The sequence below is a fragment of the Phenylobacterium sp. J367 genome (assembly GCF_024699985.1).
GTDB lineage: Bacteria > Pseudomonadota > Alphaproteobacteria > Caulobacterales > Caulobacteraceae > Phenylobacterium.
Map to the genome: position 1 here is coordinate 2,151,013 of NZ_JAJONA010000001.1, position 14,321 is coordinate 2,165,333.

Below are 14,321 nucleotides of genomic sequence, written 5' to 3' on the forward strand. Positions count from 1 at the left end.
TCACGAGACCAGGTTCTTCCAGAACCGCTCCAGGCTCTCGTCGGCCCCGAAGAGGGTGCTGAAGACCGTGGAGTCGCAGACCAGCACGTCGCCGGCCCGCTCGCCGGCCGGCGGGGCATAGACCAGGGTGTTGAACGCGCTCTCGCCGCTGGCCGTGAAGGGATGCGGCCGGTTCGGGTCGATGGGCTGCTTGGCCAGCACGACCGCGGTCCCGTCGTCGCGGGTGATCGCGTAGTGCGGCAGGTGCATGTGGAAGTTCAGGCTCTCCACCCCCGCCAGCCAGCCGCGGGCGTCGTTCTGCGGATAGGCTTCGAAGGGGGCGATCTTGTTCCCCGTCCCCTCGCGCACCGCCGGACGGAAAGCCCACCGGTTCTCCACGGGGACGCCGAGCGCCTGCAGGAGCTGCACGGCGTACTGCCCGAAGCGCTGCTGACGCGGCACCAGGAGGTCGCCGTGGTGGGCATATTCCACCGCCCGCTGGTCGGGATCGTCGGTGGCGCCCACGTCGTGGTGCGGGCCGATCACCAGCAGCGTCCCGGGCCGCCCGAGCCAGTCGCGCAACGCGGCGATCTCGGCCGCGCTGGGTGTCTGGCAGGTGACGTTGTGGTCGAGGCTGAACAGGAAGAGCACGTCGCAGTCGCCGAGAACGCGCTCGTCCAGCGGCAGGGCGAAGCCGGCCTGGTCGACCCGCTGGAACACCGGCACGGGATGGCCGGTGACCTGGGCGGCCAGGTCCTGGAACGGGACCCAGGCCCAGAAGAACAGCTCCAGCGATCCGGCGATGCCCTGCTGGAACTGCAGCGGGTCGGCGAAGCGCGGGACCTCGTAGGCCGGCCACAGGACGCGGCGCACCTCGGTCATGGTCGAGAAGCGGTTGTCCATCTCGGCGGGGTTGCGGTTCGCTTCGCCGGGATAGCTCCAGGAGATGTAGATGCTCGCGCGCTTGCGGCCCGGGGTCTCGGGCCTGGGCGCGTGACTCTGGTTGTAGGTGCGGGCCGGTTCGCGCATGGACGCCGCCCCTACTGCAGCTGGTCGAGGGCGTCGGTGAGCGAGGCCTTGAGCCGCAGCGCCTTCTTGATCTCGTCGGCGCTGACGTAGGGGTATTCGCCGTACTCCAGGAAGCTCGGCACCTGGTGCTCGCGGAAGAACCTGACGACCGCCGGCAGGTTGTCCTTCCAGTCCTCCGGGAAGCCTTCCAGGTTCACGAAGACGGTGGTGATGCCGGTCGATAGGAACAGCATCAGCGCGTCGTCCATGTACTTGTCGAAGTCGGTGTCGAAGATGCCCTGGTACATGAAGTAGAGGTCGTCCCCGATCGGGAACATGATCCAGCGCAGGTAGTGCAGCTTGAGCGGGGCCAGCACGCCGGGGGTTTCCCGGACGGCGGCCTCGATGGTCTTGGCGTAGTCCCGGATGACCTGTTCGCGGCCCGGCAGCACCTTGGCCAGGATCGAGAAGCCGTAGTTGGCCGGCGTCTTCGGAAACAGCGGACCATAGGGGCCCTCGATCCGTTCGAAGTAGCCTTCCCTGGGGATCGCCAGCGCCGCCGGTGTGAGGAAATTCTCTGTGCCCGTCATGACGCCCTCCCGCCTGTCGGGAGCGACGGTAGCGGCCATCCCCGCGCCCGGACCTAGGGTGAAACCCGCGCCTGGGGCGACGGCGCGGCCGGAGCTCCGGTCTCAGGCGCCCTTAGGTTTCCCCGCCTGCGCCGGATCCCACGCCCGCCCCGCGCGGCCGATCGCCACGATTACAAGGGCTTAAGGTCTTGGTAGCACCCTATCGAGGCTCCACCCGGGGCCGGAGAGCGTCCGCATGACCACCCTCACCTTCGCCCAGGCCCTGCCCTTCGACGTCGGCGCCCTTCGCGACTGGATCGGTACGGTCTCGGACCTCGCCTCGCTGGTCAGCATCGAGACCCTGTCGTCCAGCCGGGTGGTGATCGCCGCGGGCGCCACGACCCCGCTCGCCGGCTACCGGCTGGAGCTCCTGCCGGAGACCAGCTTCGGCATCACCTTCCGCGCGCCCTACCTCTCCGGCGACCTCGGCGAGATCCGGGTGCTCGATCCCCAGGGCCAGACTCTGGTCTCGGTCACCGACCTGCCGATGGGCGGCGACCTCGATGCGCTGCTCTCCGGCGCCTGGCTGGAGGATTTCGGGGCGAACTGGCTGGGCTCGTCGGGCGCCGACACGCTGACCGGCGGCGACGGGACCAGCGTGCTCTCCGGCAATGGCGGGAACGACAGCATCACCGGCGGCGCGGGCTTCGACGCCATCAACGGCAACATGGGCGACGACACCGCCTCCGGCGGGGCCGGCGACGACTGGGTGGTCGGCGGCAAGGACCACGACCTGCTGTTCGGCGACGCCGGCGACGACATCGTGCTGGGCAACCTCGGGGACGACACCAGTCACGGCGGCGCCGGAAGCGACATCGTCCGCGGCGGCCAGGGGAACGACATCGTCCTGGGCGACGCCGGCGACGACTGGCTGGCCGGCGACCGCGGCGACGACACCCTCATCGGCGGGCTCGGAGCCGACATCTTCCACACCCACGGCGACGCCGGCCTCGACCGGGTCACCGACTTCAGCGCCGCCGAGGGCGACCGGGTCTTCCTGCTGCCCGGGACCGACTACACCGCCGACCAGGTCGGCGCCGATACGGTGATCTCCATGGCCGGCGGCGCCCAGATGGTGCTGGTCGGCGTGACCCTGTCGTCCCTGCCGGCCGGCTGGATCTTCGGCGCCTAGGCCTCGCGCTCCGCTCGGGGCGGCCGTCAGTGCACGGTTGACGGCAGCCGCCCGGCCCGGTCACTGTCCGCTCCGGGGTGGGGGTGAGTATGGATCAGGCACAGCCGGCGCCGGTGCGCGCCACCAACGACCCTGCGGCGACGATCCCGATCATCACCTTCGCCCGGCCGACAGTGTTCAGCGGCGACCCCGCCCAGCCCGAGGGCGACCTCCTGCGCAGCCTGCTGGCCGACGCCGGCCGCTACACCCTGGAGGTCACGCCGCAGAAGGTGGTGATCACCGGCGCGGCCGGCGCGCCCATGGCCGGCTGGCGGCTCGAACTCTATCCCGTCACCACCTTCACCTCGGGCACTGTGGGCCAGTTGCCCTTCACCGGCCAGGTGGAGTCCGCCCTGCTGTTCAACGCCGCGGGCGAGCTGGTGGCGACCATCGAGGACCTGCCCACCGGGACCAACATCGCGCTGCTGAACAGCGGCCTCGCCAATCTCGGCGCCGAGTTCGTCGGATCGTCCGGCGGCGACACCATCACCGGCTATGCGGCGACCGACTTCCTGATCGGCGGCGGCGGCGACGACGTGCTGCACGGCGGCGCCGGCGACGCCGCGGACTATCTGGAGGGCGGCGCGGGCGCCGACACCCTGAACGGCGGCGGCGGCAATGATGTGCTCGTCGGCGCGACGGGCGCCGACCGCTTCGACGGTGGGGCGGGCGACGACCTGCTGCTGTTCGCGGACGGGACCGGCTTCGTTGAGCTCTGGCTCGACCAGGCCGCGCCTGCGGGCCAACTCAGGGCGGACGGGATCGAGATCGTCTGGCTGCCCGAGCAGGGCGCCCGGGTGCACGGCGGCGCGCTCGCCGACGCCATCCTGGGCGGCGCCGGCGCGGACGAGATCGACGGCGCCGGCGGCGACGACATCCTCGCCGGCCTCTGGGGCAATGACACCCTGCGGGGCGGAGACGGCTGGGACCTGATGGACGGCGGCCCCGGGGCAGACGTCATGGATGGCGGCGACGGCTATGACGCCGTGGACTACAGCGCCGCGGACGGCAGCCTGACGATCGACCTCCGGATCGCCGCCGCCCAGCAGACCGGCTTCGGGCTCGACACCCTGATCAGCATCGAAGACCTCTGGGGCTCGCTCTACGCCGACACGCTGAACGGCAACGCCTCCGACAACTACTTCACCAGCCTGTCCGGCAACGACCTGATGAACGGCTTCGGCGGGAACGACGACCTGGCCGGCGGCGGCGGCGGCGATCAGATCTTCGGCGGCGATGGCGACGACACCCTGTCGGACATCGTGGGCCTGAACTATCTGCGCGGCGAGGCGGGCGACGACAGCCTGTCGGGCGGCAGCGCCTTCGACGACCTGCACGGCAACATGGGCAACGACACCGTGGCCGGCGGCGGCGGCGACGACTGGGTGGTGGGCGGCAAGGACAACGATCTGCTCGACGGCCAGGCCGGGGCGGACATCGTCTATGGCAATCTCGGCGACGACACCTGCGCGGGCGGCGATGGCGCCGACATCGTGCGCGGCGGCCAGGGCGCCGACACGGTCTCCGGCGGCGCCGCCGACGACTGGCTGGCCGGCGACCGGGGCGACGACACCCTCACCGGTGGGACGGGCGCCGACATCTTCCACACCCATGGCGACGCCGGCCTCGACCGGGTCCTCGACTTCGACGCGGCGGCGGGGGACCGGGTGAACCTGTTGGCCGGAACCCAGTACACCACCGCCCAGGTCGGCGCCGACATGGTGATCTCCATGGCCGGCGGCGGCCAGATGGTGCTGGTCGGCGTGACGCTGTCGTCCCTGCCCAGCGGCTGGATCTTCGGGGCCTAGCCCGGCGGGTCGCGGACCGCCAGGAAGTTGGTGGTGACGTAGTTCTCCTCGGCCTCCCGGTAGGTCCGGATCCGCCAGGCGCCGAAGGGCGTGATGCGGAAGAGCGTGAAGCCGCGCTCGGTGAAGAAGTACCAGAAGTCCCGGAAGTAGGTGCGGGTGTCGATGTTGCAGCCGCCGAACTCGAACTGCACGACCCGGGTCACCGCCAGCGCGTCGCCGAAGCCGTTCAGCGCATCGAGCTCATGGCCCTCGATGTCGAGCTTCACCAGGTCGATCGGCCGGCCCTGCAGGGCGGCCTGCCAGTAGTCGTCGAACCGGGTGGTGACGATCTTCTCCTCGAGGTCGAAGCGGATGTTCAGGTGGTCGAGGTTGCGCCTCGTCAGGCTGGCGCCGCCCGAGCCCGGCACGTTGGAATAGAGCGTCGTGGACGTCCCCTTGTCGGACAGCGCCAGCGGCACGATCCGGACGCCCGGGTCCTCGGCGAACCGGGTCCGGAGCCGCGCCACGTTGCGCTGCGCCGGCTCGAAGGTGTGGATCTCCAGGTCCGGATAGCGCGCCCGGAGCGTGGCGGTGTAGTCGCCGATGTTGCCGCCGACGTCGACCGCCAGCGTCAGCGGGCCCTTCAGCACCGCCTGCACGCAGTTGATCTCCTGGGCGATGGTCGCCGTGCCCCAGCCCTTGCCCTGGGCGAGCGCGCCGATCTCCTCGATCCGCTTGGCGAGCTCCGGCCGCTTGCGGATCGCGGCTTCCACGGCCGCCAGCAGGGTCTTCTCGTCGTCGGACATGGGCGGAGGTGTAGGAGCCTTCCCCCGCCCCGCCAAGCGCCGCTTCGCCGGCCGGGCGGCGGTTCGGCGCCTGGGCTGTCGGAACCCCTTGCCGGGCGCGGGGTTGTCGGCCCGAACCCAATCTCTCGAAGGAGTACGCGCCATGGCCGACGCAAGGCTGCAGGGCAGGAAGGTCGCCGTCCTGGCGACGGACGGTTTCGAACAGGTCGAACTCACCAAGCCGGTGGAGGCCCTGAAGGCCGCCGGCGCCCAGGTGGAGGTCGTCTCCCCGAAGGCGGGCGAGATCCAGGGCTACAACCACCACGACAAGGGCGACACCGTCGCGGTCGACCGCGAGCTCGCCCAGGCGAACGCCTCCGACTACGACGCCATCGTGCTGCCGGGCGGGGTGATCAATCCCGACCAGCTTCGCCTGGAGCCAAAGGCCATCGACTTCATCCGCGCCTTCGCCGAGGCGAAGAAGCCGATCGCGGCGATCTGCCACGGCCCCTGGACGCTGATCAACGCCGAGGCCGTCGACGGGCGGCGGATGACCTCCTGGCCGTCGCTGGAGGCCGACCTCAAGAACGCCGGCGCCGACTGGGTCGACGAGGAGGTGGTGGTCGACGACGGCCTCGTCACCTCGCGCAATCCCGACGACCTGCCGGCCTTCTGCGCCAAGATGGTCGAGGAGTTCGCTGAGGGCCGCCACTAGGCGGCCGGCCCCGCCGCAGCCTACGGTAGAGCTCAGTCATCTTGCCGTCATCTTGGCGCCTATAAGGCCCTCGGCGATGGTCGGGGCCTGTGCGCCCTGCGGTAGAGCTTGGGGTCGGTTTCGATGGGCGTTTTCACGGGCACGGCGGGCGCCGACACGCTGACGGGCGGGGTCGAGGACGACACCCTGCAGGGCCTGGGCGGCATGGACCGCCTCTCCGGCGGCGACGGCGCGGACACGCTGGAGGGCGGCGCCGGTTCGGACGTGCTGAAGGGCGAGGCCGGCCACGACCGTCTCGACGGCGCCGAGGATGTGGACAGCCTGGACGGCGGCGCGGGCGACGACACCCTGGTCGGCGGCTCCGGCCGCGACGGCCTGACCGGCGGGGCGGGGAACGACATCCTCGACGGCGGCCCCGGCGAGGCCGAGGACTACGTCATGCCGCTGGGCTTCTACGCCGGCGACGTGGCCCACTTCACCGGCACGGCTCGCGGCGTCACCGTCGACCTGACGATCACGGGCGCCCAGGACACCGGCGAGGGCCTCGACACCCTGATCGGCATCGAGGACCTGGGCGGCTCGCTGTTCGACGACGTCCTGCGCGGCGACGCCGGGGCCAACCGGATGAACGGCTTCGACGGCGCCGACACGATCATCGGCCGCGGCGGCGACGACGTCCTGGGCGGCCAGCTCGGCGCCGACCGGCTGGACGGCGGCGACGGCCACGACACCCTGATGGCCGGCCTCTACAGCGACATCACCGTGATGGACACCGCCAGCAACACCCTGCTGGGCGGCGCGGGCAATGACGTGCTGACCGGCCACCACGGCGCTGACCTGCTGGACGGCGGCGACGGGAACGACAGCCTGCAGGGCGCCATCCCCGGCGTCGGCGGCAGCACCGCCGTCCCGGGCGCCGACACCCTGCTGGGCGGCGCGGGCGACGACGGCATCAGCGCCTCGATCTACGATGCCGTGGTCGACGGCGGCGACGGGAACGACATCATCACCGTCGGCCGCTGGTACGAGGCCTGGGACACGCCCCAGGTGCTGCAGACCGTCACCGGCGGCGCGGGCGACGACGAGCTCTGGCTCGAGGGCCTGAACCCGGCCATCGACCGCCTGGTCTTCGAGGGCGGGTCTGGGACCAACACCCTGGCCATCCGCTACTGGAACATCCCCCGACGTCTACCTCAACCAGGACCACGCCGGCCCGGGCTTCATCGCCAAGGACGTGCAGGTGATCCGCATCGAGGAGGCCCAGAAGGTCTACGGCGGCGACGTGGCCGAGAGCTACACCTCCACCTACCGCAACGAGTGGATCGACGCCGGCGGCGGCAACGACACCATCGTCGCCGATACCGCGGACTACTTCTTCTACGGCGCCGACACGGTGTTCGGCGGGGCGGGCGACGACCGGATCACCGACTACGGCGGCGCCAACTACCTGCGCGGCAACGCCGGCGACGACGTGATCCAGGGCGGCGCGGGCTTCGACGACGCCCACGGCAATGAGGGCAATGACACCGTCTCCGGCGGGGCCGGCGACGACTGGACGGTGGGCGGCAAGGACCACGACCGGCTGGACGGCCAGGCGGGCGACGACATCGTCTACGGCAACCTCGGCGACGACACCGCGTCAGGCGGCGACGGGGCCGACATCGTCCGCGGCGGCCAGGGGAACGACACCCTCGCCGGCGGGGCGGGCGCCGACTGGCTCTCCGGCGACCGGGGCGACGACACGCTCTCCGGCGGCGCCGGCGCCGACGTCTTCCACACCTTCGCCGAGGCCGGGATCGACCGGGTCACCGACTTCAACGCCGCCGAGGGCGACCGCGTCCAGCTCCTGCCCGGCGCGATCTATACGGCCGAGCAGGTCGGGGCCGACGTCGTCGTCTCGACGGGCCCCGGCGCCCAGCTCATGCTCATGAACGTTCAGCTCTCGACCCTGCCGTCCGGCTGGATCTTCGGAGCCTGAACCGAGGGAGCCCCCGATGGCCGAGATCGTCGCGACCCGCTACGCCGACACGCTCACCGGCACGGCCGACGCCGACCGGATCACCGGCAGCCGCGGGCCCGATCTCGTCTTCGGCGGTCAGGGCGGCGACACCCTCACGTCGGGCGGCGTCGACCTTGCCATCGCCGGCCGCGACACCCTGCGCGGCGGCGGCGGCGACGACGTGATCCAGACCCAGTCCGTCGGCGGACAGGTGTTCGGCGACAACGGCAACGACACCCTCACCCACACGGCGGGCGACGACTCCGTCCTGCTGGAGGGCGGCCCGGGCGACGACGCCATCGACGGCGCCCACGACATGACCGGCATGTCCATGGCCGGCTACCTCACCGCCACCGGCGGTGTGGAGGTGAGCCTTGCCGAGACCGGACCCCAGGCGGTCGGCGGCGGCATGGGCGTCGACACCCTCGTGCGCCTGAACGGCCTGGTCGGCTCGCCCTACGCCGACACGCTGTCGGGCGGCGCCAACGGCACGATGTTCAGCCAGGGCGTCCTGCTCTGGGGCGGCGCGGGCGACGACGTCCTCTTCACCGACGTCCGCGGCGGCACGCTCAGCGGCGGGGAAGGCGACGACCGCCTGGTCGGCGGCTCCGCCCACGACTGGGCGGACTACGGCCCGGCCTTCCCGCTCAGCCTGATCGGCGCCCCGGCCGGCGGCGCGGCGGGCGGGGTCCAGGTCAGCCTAGCGCTCACCACGCCTCAGGCGGTGGGCGGCGGCGCGGGCGTCGACACCCTCGTCGGCATCGAGAACCTCTCCGGCTCCGACTTCGGCGACACGCTATCCGGCGACGCCGGCGGCAACACCCTGATCGGCGGGGCCGGCGACGACCGCCTGGAAGGCCTGGACGGGAACGACAACCTCTACGGCGGCACGGGCGCCGACACCCAGATCGGCGGCGCCGGGGCCGATACGGTCAACGGCGGCGACGGCGACGACCTGCTCAGCGCCGGCGACGGGGACGACGACCTGGGCGGCGGCGGGGGCGACGATGCGCTCGACGGCGGGGCAGGCAATGACGAGGCCTACGGCGGCGCCGGCGATGACCGGCTGACCGGCGGCGACGGCGACGATATCCTCTACGCCGGCCCCGGCTCGGATGTGCTGCAGGGCTCGGCCGGCCGCGACCAGCTCCGGGGCGAGGACGGCGCCGATACGGTACGCGGCGGCCAGGGCGACGACAGCGTCGCCGGCGGCTCCGGCGCCGACTGGCTCTCCGGCGACCGCGGCGCAGACACCCTCTCGGGCGGCGCCGGCGCCGACGTCTTCCACACCTTCGCCGAGGCCGGGATCGACCGGGTCACCGACTTCAATGCCGCCGACGGTGACCGCGTCCAGCTCCTAGCCGGCAGTTCATGGACCACGGCCCAGTCCGGCGACGACGTGGTCATCGCCCTCACCGGCGGCGCTCAGCTGGTCCTCGTCGGCGTCCAGCTATCGACCCTCCCCAACGGCTGGATTTTCACGGCCTGACGGCGTCCAGCCGCCGCGCCTGATCCAGACCTCGCCGTCGGCCGTATTCCGGGCCGGAGGTGACCCATGCCGCTGCTCTCCCGCCGCGCCCTCGTCCTCGGCCTGGGCGCCCCTGATCCCCCTCGGCCGCCGGCGCTGCGGCCTGGCCGCCGGCGCTGGCCTTCGCCGCCTACCGGAACGGCCGGCGCATCGGCGAGCACCGCCTGACCTTCGAACAGGCCGGCGCGGACCTGACGGTCCGGATTCGGGCGGAGATGGCGGTCGCGATCGGGCCGGTGACGCTCTACCGCTACCTGCACGAGGTGGAGGAGCGCTGGCGCGCCGGGCGCTTCGAGTCGCTCGCATCGCGCACCAATTCGGGCGGCAAGCGCGAGCGCGTGAGCGCCAGCCGCACCGCGTCCGGCGTCGTCATCCGGGTGGGCGAGGCGCGCACCGTGGCCGCGCAGGACACCATCCCCCTGACCCACTGGAACACCGAGGTGCAGCGCGCGCCGCTGTTCAATCCGCAGACGGGCAAGCTGCTCAGGCTCGCCGTCCGTCCGCGCAGCCTGGAACCCGTCGCGCTCGCCGACGGGCGCACGGTCACCGCGCGCCGGGTGTCGTTCACGGGGGATGCCCAGATCGACAACTGGTACGACGAGGCCGGCGTCTGGACCGCGCTCCGCGGCCGCCTCGACGACGGTTCGACGATGGAATACCGGCGCCTCTGAGCGCGTCCTCGACCGGAAGCGGCGGGAATTCCCATGAAATCATCGCCGTAATCGCTACGTCATCCCGGCCGTAGCGAAGCGACGAGCCGGGACCCAGGAGCAACCGCACTGCACTACCCCGTGGGTCCCGGCTCTCCAGACCGCGAGCGGGCTTCCAGCAGGGATGACAGATTTGGGCTTGGTCGCGGCTATGGAGCGCCGCCCTTGGCGTGACCTACACCGGCGCCAGAACGCACTGGACCACGTCCGTGCGGCCGGTCGAGAAGCCGGCCCGACAGTAGGCGAGGTAGAAGCGCCAGAGCTTGCGGAAGCGCTCGTCGAATCCCAGGTCGCTGACCTGCTGCCAGGCGGCCTCGAACCGCGAGGTCCACTCGGCGAGCGTCCGGGCATAGTCGGCCCCGAAGCGCCGCATCTCGACCACGGACAGCCCCGCGTCGGCGGTCGCGACGCGCAGGCGCGCTTCGGAGGGCAGGGCGCCGCCCGGGAAGACGTACTTCTGGATGAAATCCGTCTGGCTGCGGTAGGCGTCGTAGAGGTCGTCGCGGATGGAGATGATCTGCAGGCCGGCCAGCCCGCCCGGCTTCAGGCTTTCCCGGAGCTTGCTGAAATAGGTCGGCCAGTAGCTCTCGCCGACGGCCTCGAACATCTCGATGGAGACCACCCGGTCGTAGGCGCCGCGGATGTCCCGGTAGTCGAGCAGGCGCACGTCGGCCCGGTCGGCCAGCCCGGCCTCGAACAGCCGGCGGCGGGCATAGTCGAACTGGTCCCGGGAGATGGTCACCGCCGTGACCCGCGCGCCGACGTCGCGGGCCGCATACTCCGCGAACCCGCCCCAGCCGCAGCCGATCTCCAGCACCGTGTGCCCGGGCTGCAGGCCGATGGCCCGGGCCAGGCTGCGGTACTTGTTCTCCTGGGCGGCCTGCAGCGTCTCGCGGCCGTCAAGGTAGAGCGCCGAGGAATAGGTCATGCTGGGATCCAGCCAGGCCTTGTAGAAGGCCTCGCCCAGGTCGTAGTGCGCCTCGATGTTCCGCCGCGATCCCCTGCGGGTGTTGCGGCGCAGCGCATGGCGGACCCACTCGATCAGGCGCACGGACGGCGCCCCGCGGATCAGCCGGGACAGCTCGTCGAAGTTCATCGCCAGCACCTCGAGCAGCCGGGCCAGGTCCGGCGTATCCCACTCGCCGGCCATGTAGCCTTCGGCGAAGCCGATATCGCCGGACGCCGCGACCCTGGCCATGAACCGGAAATTCCGGACACGGATGATCGCCGGAGGCTCCGGTCCGTCGCTGCCGATGTGGATCTGCGCGCCGTCGGGCAGCACGAACAGCAGTCCGCCGTGCGACCAGTGCTGATCGAGGAGGCGCACGGCCCATCGGAAGCGGCGCGGCGTGCGCGCGGCCTGCGGGTAGGTGACGGGAAAGGTCGTCATGCGCCTCAGTTCCAACCCGCCAGGCGGGCCACGCGGTGGCCGATCGCCACGGTCAGTCCGGCCGCGACCGAGGTCGCGAAGATTCCCAGCCGAGGTCGATGAGCGTCACCGACGTCGGCCAGGTCTTCAGCGTCGCCTGGTTGGTCAGGTCATAGGTCGCGTAGGCGACCAGGCCCAGCGCGGCGCCGCGCAGCATGGCCTGGCGCCAGTCGCCGGCGCCCATGGCCGGGGCGACCACGAAGAACGTCACGCCGGCCACATAGACCAGATAGAACAGCGCGGCGGGCGCGATCCGCACCTTGTCGGCCAGCAAGGACCCGATCGCCGGCTGGTAGATGGCGCGAAATGCGTTGCTCAGCCACAGGAAGTCCATGATCCCGAAGACGACCGCGAAGATCAGGAAGGAAAGCGCGTAGTTCCACATGGCGGACCTCCTAGGCTCCTTTGACGGGGCGGGGGAAGCGGGATGAAGCGGCTGGTGCGCGCGGCATAGGCGTCGAAGCGGGGCCCGCGGGACGCCCGCATGGCCCGCTCCAGGGGCGGCACGCCGGAGACGTAGTTCAGCAGGACGAACATCAGGACGGGCGCCGCCAGCGACCACCACCCCTGGGGATAGCCGGGCGCGACCGCGAGCGGGACATAGGCCGTCCAGGTCAGCCACTCGAAGAAGTAGTTGGGGTGCCGAGACCACGCCCAGAGCCCGACGTCGGCGATCGCCCCGCGGTTGGCGGGGTCGGCCTTGAACCTCGCGAGCTGCGCGTCGGCGAGGCTTTCCCCGCTCCAGGCCAGCGCGAAGAGCAGTAACCCGGCGAAATCCTGGAGCCGGCCGAATGGCGCGGGGTTGTGCGCCGCCACGTGGACGGCCGCGGCCAGCACGGCGCCGCAGGGCGCCTGGCTGAGGGCGAACTGGAGCATCCGCCGCTGGAAGTCGGGGCCCCAGTCGCGGCGGAAGCCGGCGTACCGCCGGTCCTCCTCGGGCGCCCGGGCGACCCGCCTTTGCATGTGCAGGCCGAGGCGCGCGCCCCAGAGACCGGCCAGGGTCGCGACGATAATCTGCCGCGCGGTGGGCGCCTCCCAGGGCAGCAGGGCGGCGACGACGCAGGCGGCCCCGGTCCCGAAGGTCCAGAACACGTCGGTCCAGCCGCCATTGGCCTTCCGCCGCTGGAAAGCCCACGCGGCGACCATCACGCCGGTCAGCGCCAGGAGCAGCGCAGCGGTGATCGCCAGGGCCATCATCCGTCGCGATCAGATGCCGGCGAGCGGTTGGAAGATGCGGCCGACGAGGTCGCGCATCACGAGCGGGGAATCGGTGGCGGCGAGGCAGACGCAGGGGCCGTCCCGCGCCACCACGGGGCTGTGCTCGATGCTCTCGTCCGTGGCGATGAAGTCGCCCGGATCGTACCGGCCGGCGGAATCCGAGAAACTGCCTTCCAGCACGCAGGTGAACTCGCAGCCCGCATGGGTGTGGCGGGGCAGGACCATGCCCGCGCCGATGCGGAGCAGATAGACGAGCTCCCGCGAATTATGCCGGGTGGTCACCGGCGTCACCGTCACGCCGGGCGCGATCCAGCGGCGCTTGCCCATGGTCACGCCGTCCAGGCCGTGCGGCAGGGCCGGCCGGCCGGAGCGGACGCGCGCCGGGGCCGGCGGGGCGGGGGCCGGCCGGTCGATGGCGGCCAGCGCCCGGTCCAGGGCGCCTGCCGACATCGGGGCCGGCGTCTCGGTCTCCAGCAGCGCGCCGCCGAGGCTTTCGAAGAAGCCGGCCTCGGCGCGGCAGGTCGGACAGCGCGCGATGTGGGCGCGGACGACGAGCGCGGCGCCCGGGCGCAGCGTGCCGGCTGCGCAACTGGCGATCAGGTCCTGGGAAGGGTGGTGGCGCGGGGTCATGCTTCCCCCTCAAGCTCGGCTCGCAACCTCGCAAGCGCGAGGCGGATCCGGGACTTCACGGTGCCAAGCGGAAGGCCCAGGGTTTCGGCGATCTCGGAATGCGGACAGTCCTGGAAGAAGGACAGCCGCAGGACCTTCACCTGGTCGGGGGTCAGTTCCGCGAGCGCGCGGCGCACACGCTCCTCGCGCTGGCGGGTCAGCGCGGTCGCCTCCGGCGTCTCGGGAGGATCGGGGGCGTCGCTGAGATCGGGCTCAAACGCCGCGGCGGTGCGGTCGCGCCGGCCCGCGTCGAGGCGAAGGTTGCGGGCGATCCGGAAGATCCAGGTGGAGGCCGACGCCCGCGCCGGGTCGAACAGCTCCGCCTTGCGCCAGACCGCGACGAGCGCGTCCTGCGCCAGCTCCTCGGCCTGCGCGGCGGGGACGCCCAGACGGATCAGATACCCTTTCACGCGGGGCGCGAAATGTTCGAAGAGGGCGGCGAAGGCTTCCCGATCGCGGCGCTGCGCGATGGCGAGGATCAGGCCATCCGCCGGGGACCCTGTCGGGACTCTGCGCGACACGCTGCGGAGTGACTCCACGCTCTCGGGCCCGATACCGGCAAACTGTGCAGTCGCCCCATGCATGCCGTCGATACGTGGGGCGCCGTCGTTTGGATCACTCGCCACGGCCGGCTGATCCAAACAATTGTCGGCGCCGTATGTAAAGCCACGGTGGGTGATGGAGTTCGGCGCAG

At 71.7% G+C, this 14,321-nt stretch carries 15 protein-coding genes; 7 read left to right on the forward strand and 8 right to left on the reverse strand.

Translation table 11 applies throughout. The features are described 5' to 3' along the window. Entirely contained in the window at positions 1–1,008 is a 1,008-nt protein-coding gene (locus tag LRS04_RS11540; RefSeq protein ID WP_257816495.1) for a hypothetical protein, read from the reverse strand. A gap of 11 nt (positions 1,009–1,019) precedes the next feature. Next, positions 1,020–1,577 (reverse strand): hypothetical protein, encoded by a 558-nt coding sequence (locus LRS04_RS11545; protein ID WP_257816496.1) that lies wholly within the window; start codon positions 1,575–1,577, stop codon positions 1,020–1,022. A gap of 235 nt (positions 1,578–1,812) precedes the next feature. On the opposite strand from LRS04_RS11545, the gene LRS04_RS11550 reads away from it, so the two are divergent. Then, entirely contained in the window at positions 1,813–2,748 is a 936-nt protein-coding gene (locus tag LRS04_RS11550; RefSeq protein ID WP_257816497.1) for a calcium-binding protein, read from the forward strand. An 89-nt stretch (positions 2,749–2,837) separates the two neighbouring features. Then, complete coding sequence (locus LRS04_RS11555) at positions 2,838–4,595, forward strand: calcium-binding protein (RefSeq protein WP_257816498.1); 1,758 nt, start codon at positions 2,838–2,840, stop codon at positions 4,593–4,595. Here the strand turns inward: LRS04_RS11555 and LRS04_RS11560 are convergent. Then, on the reverse strand, positions 4,592–5,380 hold the full coding sequence (locus LRS04_RS11560) for an FkbM family methyltransferase (protein WP_257816499.1): 789 nt from the start codon (positions 5,378–5,380) through the stop codon (positions 4,592–4,594). The two genes, LRS04_RS11555 and LRS04_RS11560, sit on opposite strands and share 4 nt — an antisense overlap. Positions 5,381–5,522: 142 nt before the next feature. Between LRS04_RS11560 and LRS04_RS11565 the strand changes: the two genes are divergently transcribed. From LRS04_RS11565 to LRS04_RS11585, 5 genes are all read left to right on the forward strand, one after another. Then, positions 5,523–6,074 (forward strand): type 1 glutamine amidotransferase domain-containing protein, encoded by a 552-nt coding sequence (locus LRS04_RS11565; protein WP_257816500.1) that lies wholly within the window; start codon positions 5,523–5,525, stop codon positions 6,072–6,074. Between the two features lie 123 nt (positions 6,075–6,197). Then, positions 6,198–7,589, forward strand: a complete 1,392-nt coding sequence (locus tag LRS04_RS11570; protein WP_257816501.1) for a calcium-binding protein — start codon at positions 6,198–6,200, stop codon at positions 7,587–7,589. Next, positions 7,495–8,052: a calcium-binding protein gene (locus LRS04_RS11575; RefSeq protein ID WP_257819085.1), complete on the forward strand. Its 558-nt coding sequence runs from the start codon at positions 7,495–7,497 to the stop codon at positions 8,050–8,052. The genes LRS04_RS11570 and LRS04_RS11575 overlap by 95 nt, the downstream gene beginning before the upstream one ends. A gap of 16 nt (positions 8,053–8,068) precedes the next feature. Next, positions 8,069–9,562, forward strand: a complete 1,494-nt coding sequence (locus tag LRS04_RS11580; RefSeq protein WP_257816502.1) for a calcium-binding protein — start codon at positions 8,069–8,071, stop codon at positions 9,560–9,562. A gap of 155 nt (positions 9,563–9,717) precedes the next feature. Next, complete coding sequence (locus LRS04_RS11585) at positions 9,718–10,272, forward strand: DUF6134 family protein (protein ID WP_308238329.1); 555 nt, start codon at positions 9,718–9,720, stop codon at positions 10,270–10,272. Between the two features lie 214 nt (positions 10,273–10,486). On the opposite strand, the gene LRS04_RS11595 is transcribed toward LRS04_RS11585, so the two are convergent. From LRS04_RS11595 to LRS04_RS11615, 5 genes are read right to left on the reverse strand one after another with little or no spacing between them, the layout of a single operon-like run. Continuing rightward, positions 10,487–11,701: a cyclopropane-fatty-acyl-phospholipid synthase family protein gene (locus tag LRS04_RS11595; RefSeq protein WP_257816503.1), complete on the reverse strand. Its 1,215-nt coding sequence runs from the start codon at positions 11,699–11,701 to the stop codon at positions 10,487–10,489. Positions 11,702–11,753: 52 nt separating this feature from the next. Then, entirely contained in the window at positions 11,754–12,125 is a 372-nt protein-coding gene (locus LRS04_RS11600) for a DUF2177 family protein (protein WP_257816504.1), read from the reverse strand. Then, positions 12,098–12,934, reverse strand: a complete 837-nt coding sequence (locus tag LRS04_RS11605) for a DUF1295 domain-containing protein (RefSeq protein ID WP_257816505.1) — start codon at positions 12,932–12,934, stop codon at positions 12,098–12,100. The genes LRS04_RS11600 and LRS04_RS11605 overlap by 28 nt, the downstream gene beginning before the upstream one ends. Positions 12,935–12,946: 12 nt before the next feature. Next, complete coding sequence (locus LRS04_RS11610) at positions 12,947–13,588, reverse strand: ChrR family anti-sigma-E factor (RefSeq protein ID WP_257816506.1); 642 nt, start codon at positions 13,586–13,588, stop codon at positions 12,947–12,949. Next, the gene (locus tag LRS04_RS11615) at positions 13,585–14,268 is read right to left on the reverse strand and encodes a sigma-70 family RNA polymerase sigma factor (RefSeq protein WP_257816507.1); all 684 of its coding nucleotides are present in this window, start codon (positions 14,266–14,268) and stop codon (positions 13,585–13,587) included. Before LRS04_RS11615 ends, LRS04_RS11610 begins: the two co-directional genes overlap by 4 nt. Between the last annotated feature and the right edge of the window lie 53 nt (positions 14,269–14,321).

Coding starts and splice junctions, on each gene's coding strand:
- LRS04_RS11610 (WP_257816506.1), bottom strand. CDS start 13,588: ATGACCCCGCGCCACCACCCTTCCCAGGACCTGATCGCCAGTTGCGCA.
- LRS04_RS11580 (WP_257816502.1), top strand. CDS start 8,069: ATGGCCGAGATCGTCGCGACCCGCTACGCCGACACGCTCACCGGCACG.
- LRS04_RS11555 (WP_257816498.1), top strand. CDS start 2,838: ATGGATCAGGCACAGCCGGCGCCGGTGCGCGCCACCAACGACCCTGCG.
- LRS04_RS11560 (WP_257816499.1), bottom strand. CDS start 5,380: ATGTCCGACGACGAGAAGACCCTGCTGGCGGCCGTGGAAGCCGCGATC.
- LRS04_RS11540 (WP_257816495.1), bottom strand. CDS start 1,008: ATGCGCGAACCGGCCCGCACCTACAACCAGAGTCACGCGCCCAGGCCC.
- LRS04_RS11550 (WP_257816497.1), top strand. CDS start 1,813: ATGACCACCCTCACCTTCGCCCAGGCCCTGCCCTTCGACGTCGGCGCC.
- LRS04_RS11570 (WP_257816501.1), top strand. CDS start 6,198: ATGGGCGTTTTCACGGGCACGGCGGGCGCCGACACGCTGACGGGCGGG.
- LRS04_RS11595 (WP_257816503.1), bottom strand. CDS start 11,701: ATGACGACCTTTCCCGTCACCTACCCGCAGGCCGCGCGCACGCCGCGC.
- LRS04_RS11605 (WP_257816505.1), bottom strand. CDS start 12,934: ATGGCCCTGGCGATCACCGCTGCGCTGCTCCTGGCGCTGACCGGCGTG.
- LRS04_RS11565 (WP_257816500.1), top strand. CDS start 5,523: ATGGCCGACGCAAGGCTGCAGGGCAGGAAGGTCGCCGTCCTGGCGACG.
- LRS04_RS11600 (WP_257816504.1), bottom strand. CDS start 12,125: ATGTGGAACTACGCGCTTTCCTTCCTGATCTTCGCGGTCGTCTTCGGG.
- LRS04_RS11545 (WP_257816496.1), bottom strand. CDS start 1,577: ATGACGGGCACAGAGAATTTCCTCACACCGGCGGCGCTGGCGATCCCC.